This window comes from Flavobacterium ajazii (assembly GCF_010614725.1).
In the GTDB taxonomy this organism is placed as follows: Bacteria; Bacteroidota; Bacteroidia; order Flavobacteriales; family Flavobacteriaceae; genus Flavobacterium; species Flavobacterium ajazii.
In genome coordinates, this window is the sequence record NZ_JAAEHL010000013.1 from 122,413 (window position 1) to 134,991 (window position 12,579).

Sequence of the window (12,579 nt, forward strand, 5' to 3'; positions counted from 1 at the left end):
TTCGCAAGATGATAAAAGTCACAGCACTTATTTTGTTTCTGGTATTTCTTTTTCTTTCATCTATCCATTTTTATTGGGCTTTTGGAGGAAAAAGGGGATCGCAGGGCGTTTATCCTACAAAAACAGACGGAAGTCCAATGAAACCGCCAGGGATTTTGGCTACATTGATAGTCGCTGTCGGGTTATTGTGTTTTGGTCTTTTTTATTTGATAAAAGGAGGGTTTATTTTAATAGAATTACCCTTATGGCTTAATGAAAAAGGACTTTGGATACTTTCAGGTATATTTATCCTAAGGTCAATAGGAGATTTTAAATATTTAGGTTTTTTCAAAAAGATAAAAAATACCAGATTTGCAATTAACGATACCAAATTTTATTCGCCATTATGTTTAATAATAGGAATACTGACTTTACTAATAATCGCTAATTAAAGAGAACATTATCATAACTAACTCCCGTAATTGGGAGTTTTTTTGTGTCAATATTTAGTTACAAATTATATGTTTTAATGTGTAGAGAACAACATGTTAATTCATTATCTTGCGAATTCATTTTTTGAAACTCCAAATCTTTTATTTTTATGAAAAAAACAAATCTTCTGTCTGTCTTGATTTTAAGCAGTTTAATGGCTTTTGCACAGTCAACTGATGAAAAAAACATTAAATTATTTTATAAAAAAGCTTTAACCGATTCTAAATGTTATACATGGTTAGAGTATTTGTCCAACGATATTGGAGCACGTTTATCAGGTTCTCAGAATGCACAACTGGCGGTTAATTATACCAAGTCACAATTAGAAAGTCTAGGACTTGATAAAGTATATTTGCAGGAAGTTATGGTACCGCATTGGGTACGTGGTGAGAAAGAAACTGCTTTTATCTTAAATGGAAAAGTAAAAACTGCAGTACCAATTTGTGCTTTGGGTGGTTCTGTTGCAACCCCAAAAACCGGACTTACGGCTGAAGTGATAGAAGTGCAGGGTATTGAAGAGTTAAAAATGTTAGGAGATAAAGTAAAAGGCAAAATTGTATTTTTTAACAGACCGATGAATCCTGAAAATATTGAAACCTTTAAATCTTATGGAGCGTGTGTAGACCAGAGATTTGCAGGAGCAAAAGAAGCTGCTAAACTTGGGGCTGTAGGCACAATTGTTCGTTCGATGAATTTGCGTTTAGATGATTTTCCACATACAGGAGCTCAAAGTTATGGTGATTTGCCAAAAGAACAATATATCCCGACAGCGGCCATCAGCACAAATGGAGCTGAATTATTAAGCACAACTTTAAAAAACAATCCTGCTTTAAAATTTTATTTCAAACAATCGTGTGAAACACTGCCGGATGTATTGTCGTACAACGTAATCGGGGAATTGAAAGGAACGGTAACACCTGAAAACATTATGGTTGTCGGAGGACATTTGGATTCCTGGGATTTGGCTGACGGTTCTCACGACGATGGAGCAGGAGTGGTGCAAAGTATGGAAGTGGTTCGCATCCTTAAAAGTTTCAATTACAAACCTAAAAATACAATTCGTGTCGTTTTATTTATGAACGAAGAAAATGGCGGAAAAGGCGGTGCGAAATACGAAGAAGTCTCCAAGCAAAAGAACGAGAATCATATTTTTGCTTTAGAAAGTGACTCAGGCGGATTTACGCCAAGAGGTTTCTCAATTGAAGCCGATGATGCCAATTTGAAAAAAATACAAGGTTATAAAGATCTTTTCGAGCCATATTTAGTACATAGTTTCACCATTGGGCACGCAGGTTCAGATATTGGTCATTTGACATCTAAAGCTATCGTTAAAGCAGGTTTAAAACCAGACTCTCAACGTTATTTTGATTATCATCATGCTGCGAACGATAAATTTGATGCCATCAACAAAAGAGAACTGGAACTTGGTGCGGCTACTATGACGACTTTGCTTTATTTGATTGATCAGGGAGGGATTGTGCTTCCTGTAGTTAATTGATTTTTTAAAGGAATGTAGAAAGCTATGAACTATTTTTGATTGTATGAGACAATTGTCAATAATATTAATCTTTTTAATTGGCTGTTCGAGAACGCTGAAAAATAAAGATATTGAGATAAAAAAAATGACTTTTAACGAAACAGAAATCTTAGAGCAGTTGGATTTAGCAGCTAATGGAACTCCAAGCAAATATTATCCTATTGGACAACCACAAGACATTAAATACAACTTTTTCCTAGACCTTGAACATGGTTATTGTGAAACTGCAGGAAGTAGAATTCATTTGTATGGAGATTCGACAAGATGGGCTGTCGTTTTTGAGAAAAGTGGCTATCAAAATCGTGGAACTTCAGCAGAAATCGAATTAGACTATGTTGGAAACTGTATTGACTATCCTGTAGATAAATATCCCGAAAGAAATTATATAACAAATTCAGGACGTATAATTCTGATTGATTCAGGTGAGTTTGAAAGGATAGAAAACAAAGATGGTGTGGAAATGGAAACATTTGAACTTATTGACAAAGGAATAAAAGATATTAAAATTCGAGATGAATTCATTCCATTTGACAACAACTATAAAAACTATGAAAAAGTGGGAATTCAAATACGGGATTATGACAATCCTAAAAGTCTAATTGGTTTCGGAGATTTAATTCGATACTTACATGAAACAAATCCAAAACTAATTAGTGCTAGAGAAAATGAAATACGAAAACATATTCCTAAAGATATTCCAAAGCTTATGACGATTGACGAATTTCATTTTGTTAGCCCCTACGATAAGGCTAATCTGCCAAGTAAACAAGAAACATACAAATTAATAGCAAAGATTTTGACAACAAGAGATATTACAAATTGGAAGCCGACACAAAAAACTAATAATAGTTGGAAAAATTGGGAATCGGGAAATCTATAACAGCAAAATAGCTAGCACTAACGTCTACAACGGATTTAGGTAATAGGTTTAATTGAAAGTTGGTTTTGCATTTAGGATGATTTGGAAAATATGTAAAACCATATGAAACAGAATAAGAATCCATATGAAAAAAATAATTTTTGAACTAATACTTTTTTTTCCATTATTAGTTTTTACACAGAATGCTAAACGAGGCATTATTGTTCCGGCAATTGACAGTTTGAAAACTTCCGAAAAATATTGTTGTGTTCTTTCTCCAGAACAAGGATTTTCAGTTTATGACAACCCAAAAGGTAAAATTATCGGAACACTAAAAAGAGTAGGTGACATAAAAAAAGATGACCAGGTTCCGTATAAAATCTATTTTGTGACTGGCAGTAAAAAAGTACAAATTGAAAATTATATAGAAATTGGTTATGAAATTTATGCGATAAATTACACCGATTCAATTCAAGGGTTTGTAAAAGTTCTTGACGCATCAAAAAATTATTGGCTAAATATTACTGAAATTAGAAAACAAGGCTTTAAGCCTCTTAGTTGGTTTGATCATTTGATTAAGCAAAGTAAAAATGAGTTAGGCTATTATGCCAATGAGCCAGGGTTGAGGTTACGAAAAGAACCAAAATCTGATAGTGAAATAATTGGTTCTGTCCGGGGAGATTTATTTGAAATTAAACTTACATCAGAAACCGTAGGGCAATGGTGTAAAGTAAATGTCATAAAATATAAAGAACATCCCTGCAACACAGAATTAACTGAGGAGCAAAATTTAGAATACAATACAGAAGGTTGGTTAAAAGTTATTGATGACAATGGAGAACCAAACCTATGGAGTTATACGAGAGGTTGTTAATTCTGCTTTAACATCTGTATTCATAATTTTTGTATTTCAATAATCATGATTTCATCGCAATCACATAATACAAAAAGGCAATAGGAATATTACTCAATAGCAACAAAATTTTTACAGATATATCTTTTCGTTCATTATATAATTTTATAAAACTATCTGTCAGATGAAACAGCATAATTCCGTTTAGAAGCAAAGCTGAAACAACAAACGGAAAAGCAAATACCAGAACATTAGTATTTTTGTTGGTGAACATATAAAAAGCAAATAAGAGAGTACTGATTATAAAAGTTCCAATTACCAATTCAATAGTCCGGGTTTCCTCTGAAAGTTTTTTTTGGATCGTTTGCATAAGGTTAAATATTAAAAATGTGTTGAATCGTTTTAATGGGTACAAAAAGCATATTTGAAAAATTCAGATAATGAAATGAATGTGCTTTTTTGCCTCTTTTGTATTGTTCAATAAAATACTTGATTTGTTTAGGATAGAAGGGAGTTCCCGAAAAGATTACCAAAAACAAATACATACTTCTCTTTCCGTTTCCTAAAAGATAATACTGCATCCCGATTTCATCAATAACTGAAATTCCGGTATTCGTTAAAACATGAATGACATCATGATCTTCTAATTTGGGCTGCATATCAAAATGATTTTTATCAAGAAAGTTTCCTAAGCCAAATCCTAAACTGCCTTCCGGATAGTTTAGGAGCGTTGCTTTGTCAATTTCCCAGGGTTTGTTTCTTTTAAAGTATTTTTGATAAGGTACTTTGGTACATTCATAAAGTTTTTCGATCAGGTAGTCTTTCATGGTTTTATATTTTAAAGCTCTTTGAAATTCAAAGTTAAATAGGGAATAAAAAAGCTAAATTGAAATAGCTTTTAATAGTTATTGGTTTTTGGTTGTTTGTTGTTGGGTTTTGAACATGTCAGACTGAGTCCGTTCGGCTTCGCTCAGGATAAACTCAGTTGAAGCCCTTTAAATTAAAAGCTCTAACTCCCCACAGTATAACATTTCTTTTATAAATTATTAGTGTTTCTTAATAATTATCGAAAACCGTTGTCAAAAGTTTAGAATCGGCAAGGTCAGAAGGGGCAACGACTTTTTCGTTAAGCGGAATCTCATTGCCGTAACGTTCTTTCAATATAGTTTGAACTCTCGGATCGTCTAAACTAAATTCTTTCAGTTCTCTAAGTTGTGAAAGTTCAATTCCGGCTCCGTTTTTATATATTTTCCAGACTAATTCAGAGCAATAGATTCTGTTGTCTGTCCATTCAAAGTAAGCATCGTATTCTTTGCCGATAAATTGATTTCCGTAGGATTTCATTTTTTGAAGCGTTTCTGCATTCAAAACTGCTGAGGCATTTTTTAATCTTTTTACAACATATTTGGAATTTCTTCCATGCCTGATCCAGTTTTCCAATGGTGTTACTTTTACAGGCTGAACAGCTTCAAAGACAAATTGTTTACCGTTTTCAGTAAAAATTATACCACAGTGGGAAAACTTCGATTTTGTTGCAATTCGTACAGCTTCAAATTGAGCTGATTCAGAGGTCTGAAAAATAATATCGCCATCTTTGAATTTGTCTGAAGTAATCTTTTCCGGCTTAGTTCCTGTAAACGGATTATTAGGAAAAACTTTTGTTGCCACAAACAAGGCACATCCAAAACTTAGGATGAAAGTAATAAGCGTAAATAAATATTTCTTGTTTTTCATAAAGTGTAAATTAAAGTACTTTGAGTTACAAAGTAAGTAATAAAAAAAATAGCTGCCAAATAAATCGACAGCTATTTTCGGAAATATAATAAAAGTGGTTTTTCGGGATTAAATTCTTCTGACTGCCTTATTTTGCAAGAGAAGAATAAAGATTAATTACTTGTAAGTTGTTTTACCAGCTCGTTTAGTTTGACACCGTGAATGTTTTTTGCTATGATAATTCCGTTTTTATCCAGTAAAAAGTTATAAGGGAGCGCCTGTACCATATAGTCTGAAACAACTGGCGAACTCCAGTATTTTAAATCACTTACCTGTGTCCACGGAAGTTTCAGTTTTGTAATTGTTCCGGCCCATGTTGGTTTTTTTGAATCTAGAGAAACGCCGTAAATAGAAAGTTTATCAGGATAGGTGTTGTATAATTTTAGTAATTCCGGCTGTTCTTTTATGCAAGGACCACACCATGTAGCCCAGAAGTCAACTAATACCAGTGTCCCTCTTAAAGATGAAAGAGCAACTTTTTCTCCTTTTGTATCCGGAAGGTCAATTTCCGGGGCGATGTCACCAATTTCAAGACCTACAACCTGTGCCTGAGTATTATTGATAAAAAGAGACAATAATAGTGCAGTAAAAAACATTTTTTTCATAATTCAGCGATCAATTTGGGGAATGAATCCTGTTTTTATTTTCGCACAAATATAAATAACAGTATTTAAATTTTCTCAATAAAAGTAAGTATTTCAGGATAATTTGTTTTAAATATCACGAAGACAGAATTTTATTTTTATCTCAGAGCTTTAATTATTTTGATTTTCCCTGATATATTCTGCCACTTCAACCATTGGGGCTGTCCAGATATCTTTTTTTCTTTTCTTTAAATATTCCAGTAATTTTTGATGTTCTTTCAAATCGATATTCAAAGGATGTTCGCCGCCTACGCCATGAAAAAGAAAAACAATAAAAGAGCCTTTTTTCTCCGCTTCTTCAATTTGCGCTATCATTTGTTCGGCGGTACTTCCGTTTTGGAAAAACGAATTTACATTAGAAAAATCAACATCCTTCATGTTTGCATAGCCAGAAACAACGCCTCTGGCAGCCACAAAATCATTTTTTAGAAAATTATAATAAAGTGTATCCTTAATGGTTAAATCTCCGCAAGGATAAGCAAATGTACGTTCAGTTTTACCATCAATTGCATTCAATAAAGTATTTGTAATTCTGATTTCATTGACCGCCCTTGCAACTGTATATTTTGATAAATCAGTTTCTGCGGTAACAAAACCTCTTCCAGGCAAACTGCCGTCACATGGATGGTTGAGAGTATGATTGCCCAGCTCATGTCCCTGTTTTGCAGCAATTCGCCATTCGGGAATTCTTTTTGAAACAACAGGGGAGTTGCCTATCAGATAAAATGTTCCTTTGAACTGATACGAATTCAGCATCGGAATAACCTTGTCAAGATGAATATTTAGGGCATCATCATAAGTCAGTACAACGGCACATTTTTTACCATTCCAGTTTCGGCTTTCTGACTGGGCAAATGCCGAAGTATTTATTAAAGATAGCACTAAGAAAGCGATGCAGTTTTTTAGATTCATATTTTGGTTTAATTGATTAAGTTACCAGATTTTTATTTGTATCGTCGTTTCATTCTTACCATTTTTCAATTGCCATTTTCAATTGCCATTTTCATTTTCATTTTCATTGCCATTGAAATTGTCATTGAAATTGAATTTGTTATTGTATTTCAATAGTTTTAGTTACAATGTTTCCACTGGTTTTATTAGACTCATCGGGCTGATTTCCTCCAACAGCAATTTTTACTTTACCATTGTATTGCTGCTGATTTCCTTCGACGGTAATGTATGAAAGATCTTCAGGTGAAAGTGTAAATGTAACTGTTTTGCTTTCTCCGGCTTCAAGACTGATTCGCTCAAATCCTTTCAAAGTTTTCAAAGGTGCTTTTATCGATGCATTTTCATTAATAACATACAACTGAACGACTTCTTCACCCGAAATTTTACCTGTATTAGTTACTTTAATGGAGACAGGAATAGTTTTGCCTTTTGCTATTGGAGAAGCAATTTTTAAATTATCATACTTAAATGTGGTATAACTAAGTCCGTATCCAAATCCATAAAGAGGAGCTCCTTTAAAATAGCGATACGTTCTGTTATCCATTTTATAATCAACAAAGGAAGCTAAGTCGGCGTCGCTTTTATAAAATGTAACGGGCAATCTTCCCGCCGGATTGTAATCTCCAAAAATAATATCTGCAACAGCGGTTCCGGCTGCTTGTCCGCCATACCAGGAATTTACAATTGCAGGTATATTTTCAGCTTCCCACGGAATGGCAATGGCACTTCCGGTCATCATGACAAAAACGACTGGTTTTCCGGTAGTTTTCAGCGATTTCAACAATTCAGTCTGAATTTCAGGCAATAAAATAGAGGTTCGGTCGCCTCCTTTGAAACCGGGAAAATTAACTTTCATTTCTTCGCCTTCGAGTTGAGGTGATATTCCGCCAACAAAAACAAAAGCATCGGTATCTTTTATACGATTGGTAAGTAAATTGAAATCAGTTTTCTCATAATTTCCTGCGTGTAAGGCTGCATTGGCTTTTCCGTCTCCCTGCCAGTATTCGACCACTAAATTATAAACAGAACCTTTTTTCGTTTTTAGCTGATAGGTTTGCCCTCCCCAGCGATTTTTTTTCCAGGCATTCAAAACTTCTTTTCCGTCAATCAAAAATCGGTAGCCATCATCTGCGGTAAGCTCAAATGTAATACTGCCATCTTGTAACGCTGTAAAATTGGTTGTGTAGCGTGCGGAAAAATTATTGGCTTTTATCGATTTTGTAACTACTTCGCCTTCCTGCCACAGGTTATTGATTTCTGTTTCAGTCCGAATCGTTTCAGGATCACCTGAAAGGTTTGTGTTACTGAAATATTCGGCTTTAAAACCTTGTTTTCCTTCAAACGAATATTGGTTTTTAACATTCGCATAAACCAATAAAGTATCATTCGTAAAATTTACGGCTTTCTCATAAACCACTTCTGTATCTTTCCCTACTTTTTCTTTGATGCCTTGTAAAACGGTTGTCAGTTTAGAGGGGATTCCGTTGTAATTTCCTAAAATAGCAATTGAATTATCTGCATTTGGGCCAAGTACCACAATTTTTTTTAGTTTTTTGCTCAATGGAAGGGTTCTGTTTTCGTTTTTAAGCAACACCATGGATTGTCTTGCCATTTTTAGGGCATGTATTTTATGTTCATCACTTTCTAAGACTGTTGCAGGCGTCTGAGCATATTTTACCATTTCGACAGGATCAAACATTCCTAATCTGAAACGGATCATAAAAAGACGTTTTACGGAAATATCAATTTGTTTTTCAGAGATTTTTCCTGATTTTACGGCCTGTACCAAAGCTTTATAGGCATCAGTTCCGCAATCAATATCGGTTCCGTGGAAAACAGCATCAGCAGAAGCAGATTCAGCATCTGGGTGGGTTTTATGGTTTTTAAAGAAATCGTCAATCGCCCAGCAGTCAGAAGTTACATAACCGTCAAACTTCCATTGTTTTCTTAAAATATCAGTCATTAGAATATCACTCGCACAACAAGGCTGGGTTCTAAAAGCATTGTAAGCACACATAACTCCGGCAACTTTCGATTCGGTTACCAGTTTTTGAAAAGCAGGCAAATAGGTATCCCAAAGTTCATAAGGCGTTACATCAACATCAAAAGTATGGCGCAGAGGTTCCGGACCGCTGTGAACGGCATAATGTTTGGCGCATGCAGCTGCTTTTAGGTATTTTGGATCGTCTCCCTGTAGGCCTTTTACAAATGAATCGCCTAAAACAGCTGTCAAATAAGGGTCTTCACCATAGGTTTCCTGTCCGCGTCCCCATCGTGGATCACGAAAAATATTGATATTGGGTGTCCAGTAAGTAAGTCCGAGGTAACGTTCATTGGTCCGGCCTGATTCGACAGCTTTGTTATAAATAGCTCTTCCTTCGAGCGCAGAATAATCGGCCATTTTAAAAAGTGAATTTTTATCAAAAGTCGCCGCCATGGCAATAGCCTGCGGATAAACAGTGACTTTAAAAGGCGTTCTTGCCACTCCGTGAAGCGTTTCATTCCACCAGTCATACGCAGGAATTTCGAGTCTTGGAATAGCAGGAGAGGAGTTGAGCATTTGTGATACTTTTTCTTCCAGCGTTAGTTGGCTTACAAGATCATCAACTCTTTTTTCAAAACTTAAATTTGGATTCTGAAAAAGAAATTTTTCTTTTTTTTCCTGACTGTTTGCCTGTAAGGCTGTAGCCAAAATTAGAAGACAAAGAAATGGTTTCATATAATTGTAGTTTTCAAAAATGATGGTTAGATAGTTTATTCAGATAAAAAATAAAAATAACACAACCGATTGTATAAAGAAAATATTTTTTAAATAATAAAGTTAAAAAATTAGGGAAAATAGTTACAATCCTAAAAGCTGAAAATGTTTTTGAAGATTGTTTATAGGAGAAATTATTATATTTACACTACAATTATTACTTATTCCATGGAAGAAAATAAATATGTCACAATATACGATATTGCAGAGAGGCTAAATCTGGCTACTTCAACCATTTCAAGAGCTTTAAAAGATCACCACACTATTAGTGAAAAAACGATAAAAAAAGTAAAGAAAACCGCTGAAGAAATGGGTTTTGTGCCTAATACGCTGGCAGCAGGTTTAAGAGGAAATAAAACCAAAACTATAGGTGTTTTGATTCCGACCGTTACGCAGCCTTTCTTGTCTTCGTTAATTAGTGGTATCGAGATTGCTGCTCAAAAATCGGGTTATACCGTAATTATTATGCAGTCACATGACTCTTCAGAAGAGGAGGTAAATATGGCTAAGTCTTTGTATAGTAATCGTGTAAGCGGCGTTATTTGCTCTTTGGCTATGGAAACCAGAGATACCTCGCATTTTTTGCAATTTTCGAACAACAATATTCCGCTTGTTTTTGTCGACAGGGTTCCTAAAGATTTTAATACTTTCAGAGTGGTTATTGATAACTATTCTGCGGGTTATAAAGCTACTAAACACCTTATTGATCAGGGCTGTACCCGAATTGCACATTTAACTGCAGGATCTGAATTTGGTAATCTGTATAACGAAAGAAAAAGAGGTTATACCGAAGCCCTCAGAGACCATAATCTTCCTGTGGATGAAGAATTGATTGTGAACTTAAAGTCGGTTACATATGAAGCGGGCGTAAAGGCAAGCAACAAATTATTTGATTTAAACCCAATCCCGGACGGTATTTTTGCTCCCGGGGATATTATTGCCGTAAGTGCAGTACAGACTGCCAAAAAAAGAGGCCTAAAAGTTCCTGAAGATGTTGCTGTAATTGGGTTTAATAATGACCCAATTTCTGAAATTATTGATCCAAACCTTTCAACCATAACGCACCCTGCTGAAAAAATGGGTAAGGCTGCCGCCGAAATCATCATTAAAAACCTAAAATCTGCTAAACAGGACGAGGTTAAGGAAATTACTTTTCTGAATACTGAAGTTTTGGTTCGGGAGTCTTCGGCAAGGAAATAATTTATTTAATTGTCATTTCTAATTGGTATAAAAGCTTTTATTTTTAAGAAATTTGCATTCAGTTTGTATGACCTTTAGATAATCAAACAATGAAAGAAAAATATTTAAGAAATCTTGTTTATAGTTTGATAATTATAAATGTTTGGACTTTGTACTGTTTATTCAGTTCATATGAAAAACACGTTTTCTATGGATTTATACTCCAGAAATATTTTTTAAAAAGTATTATTTGGGCTATATTTTTTGGAATTTCAATAATTGCGTTGAGATTAATTTTATACAAGTTGGTTAGATTTCAAACCGTCGTGAAAAGCAGCTTTGTCTATTCTTTTTTTGGTGTATTAAATCTTTGGCTTTTTGCAATTTGGTTGATAATTATGTTTATGAGAATTAATACTTTCGGTTTTTTTGATTTATTCGAAATATTAATATTTATATCTCCTTTATTCATTTCGATATTCATATTTACAGACTTGTACATTTTAAAAAAAGTTGAATTATAACACCTTATAACAGAATTATAATTTAGAATTGAATTTACGAATTTTAAAATTTTTAGATTTAATAATTTTACCATCATCCGTAATCATAATACAGCTGTAATCAGGATATTGATTAATCAATTCCATTCCTGATTTTTTTCCTAAAACCATTAAAGAAGTACTGAATCCGTTTGCAGTTTCTGCTTTAGGACCAAAAACGGTTACACTGCAAAGTCCTGTAGCCGGATATCCTGTTGCGGGATTGATAATGTGAGAATACCGTTTGCCATTAAATTCAACAAACTTTTCATAATTGCCGGATGTCGTTACGGCACCTCCGTTTAAAGGAACCACAGCAAAAACAGCATCAGGCTGAAAAGGGTTTGTGATACCGATATTCCAGTCTTTTCCGTTAACCTGTTTGCCCCAGGTGGTCATATCACCAGATGCGTTTACAATTCCGGATTTTATTCCTTTGGCAAGCATCATATCACGACATTTGTCGGTGGCGTATCCTTCTCCCAAAGCTCCAAAACCTATTTTCATTCCTTTTAGTTTTAAGAAAATGGTGGATTGAACACTATCTAAAACAATATTTTTATATCCGACTTTCTCAACCGACTTTTTTATAGCTTCTGCAGAAGGCATTTCGGTCATTGAGCCGTCAAATTTCCAGATTCTGTCCATTGCAGCAAAACTGATATCGAAAGCGCCATTGGTCAGTTGGGATAATTTTATTGCTCTTTGTGTCAATTCAAAAACTTCACGATCCACTTTTACAGGTTTGATTCCCGAATTCTGATTCACTTCAGAAACCTGAGAAGTTGGTTTCCAGTCTGAAATCAGGTTTTCGATACGGCTGATTTCTGCAATTACCTCGTCTATATTTTGTTCAGCTGTCAGGGAATCGTTGGCAACAATGCTGATGTCAAAACGTCCTCCCATCAACAAAGTGGTTCTTTTGCGTAATATCTGTGAATTTCCTGAAATGCTCCAGACAAGAAGAAAAAGAAATAAAATTTTACAATAAGAGAGCTTCATTGATATAAAA

The 12,579-nt window shown here is 34.5% G+C and carries 12 protein-coding genes; 5 read left to right on the forward strand and 7 right to left on the reverse strand.

Annotated elements, in window-relative coordinates; translation table 11 throughout:
* Positions 1–8: 8 nt before the first annotated feature.
* The 4 genes from GWR14_RS20485 to GWR14_RS20500 all read left to right on the forward strand — a co-directional run bounded on the left by GWR14_RS20485 (position 9) and on the right by GWR14_RS20500 (position 3,741).
* Complete coding sequence (locus tag GWR14_RS20485) at positions 9–431, forward strand: DUF3995 domain-containing protein (protein WP_163411008.1); 423 nt, start codon at positions 9–11, stop codon at positions 429–431.
* Between the two features lie 149 nt (positions 432–580).
* On the forward strand, positions 581–1,969 hold the full coding sequence (locus tag GWR14_RS20490; RefSeq protein ID WP_163411009.1) for a M20/M25/M40 family metallo-hydrolase: 1,389 nt from the start codon (positions 581–583) through the stop codon (positions 1,967–1,969).
* A 124-nt stretch (positions 1,970–2,093) separates the two neighbouring features.
* Entirely contained in the window at positions 2,094–2,888 is a 795-nt protein-coding gene (locus GWR14_RS20495) for a DUF7003 family protein (protein ID WP_163411010.1), read from the forward strand.
* A 124-nt stretch (positions 2,889–3,012) separates the two neighbouring features.
* The gene (locus GWR14_RS20500; protein ID WP_163411011.1) at positions 3,013–3,741 is read left to right on the forward strand and encodes an SH3 domain-containing protein; all 729 of its coding nucleotides are present in this window, start codon (positions 3,013–3,015) and stop codon (positions 3,739–3,741) included.
* A 43-nt stretch (positions 3,742–3,784) separates the two neighbouring features.
* Here the strand turns inward: GWR14_RS20500 and GWR14_RS20505 are convergent, their stop codons facing one another.
* The 6 genes from GWR14_RS20505 to GWR14_RS20530 all read right to left on the reverse strand — a co-directional run bounded on the left by GWR14_RS20505 (position 3,785) and on the right by GWR14_RS20530 (position 9,807).
* On the reverse strand, positions 3,785–4,090 hold the full coding sequence (locus GWR14_RS20505) for a hypothetical protein (RefSeq protein WP_163411012.1): 306 nt from the start codon (positions 4,088–4,090) through the stop codon (positions 3,785–3,787).
* 4 nt (positions 4,091–4,094) lie between these two features.
* On the reverse strand, positions 4,095–4,547 hold the full coding sequence (locus GWR14_RS20510) for a hypothetical protein (protein ID WP_163411013.1): 453 nt from the start codon (positions 4,545–4,547) through the stop codon (positions 4,095–4,097).
* Between the two features lie 229 nt (positions 4,548–4,776).
* Positions 4,777–5,454: a YiiX family permuted papain-like enzyme gene (locus GWR14_RS20515; RefSeq protein WP_163411014.1), complete on the reverse strand. Its 678-nt coding sequence runs from the start codon at positions 5,452–5,454 to the stop codon at positions 4,777–4,779.
* A gap of 152 nt (positions 5,455–5,606) precedes the next feature.
* Complete coding sequence (locus tag GWR14_RS20520) at positions 5,607–6,098, reverse strand: TlpA family protein disulfide reductase (protein ID WP_163411015.1); 492 nt, start codon at positions 6,096–6,098, stop codon at positions 5,607–5,609.
* 150 nt (positions 6,099–6,248) lie between these two features.
* A complete protein-coding gene (locus GWR14_RS20525; RefSeq protein ID WP_163411016.1) occupies positions 6,249–7,049 on the reverse strand; it encodes a polysaccharide deacetylase family protein in 801 nt (266 codons plus the stop codon).
* Positions 7,050–7,188: 139 nt separating this feature from the next.
* Positions 7,189–9,807, reverse strand: a complete 2,619-nt coding sequence (locus tag GWR14_RS20530) for a glycoside hydrolase family 3 C-terminal domain-containing protein (protein ID WP_163411017.1) — start codon at positions 9,805–9,807, stop codon at positions 7,189–7,191.
* Between the two features lie 207 nt (positions 9,808–10,014).
* Between GWR14_RS20530 and GWR14_RS20535 the strand changes: the two genes are divergently transcribed.
* Positions 10,015–11,046: a LacI family DNA-binding transcriptional regulator gene (locus tag GWR14_RS20535; RefSeq protein ID WP_163411047.1), complete on the forward strand. Its 1,032-nt coding sequence runs from the start codon at positions 10,015–10,017 to the stop codon at positions 11,044–11,046.
* 518 nt (positions 11,047–11,564) lie between these two features.
* On the opposite strand, the gene GWR14_RS20540 is transcribed toward GWR14_RS20535, so the two are convergent.
* Complete coding sequence (locus GWR14_RS20540) at positions 11,565–12,569, reverse strand: FAD:protein FMN transferase (RefSeq protein WP_163411018.1); 1,005 nt, start codon at positions 12,567–12,569, stop codon at positions 11,565–11,567.
* Between the last annotated feature and the right edge of the window lie 10 nt (positions 12,570–12,579).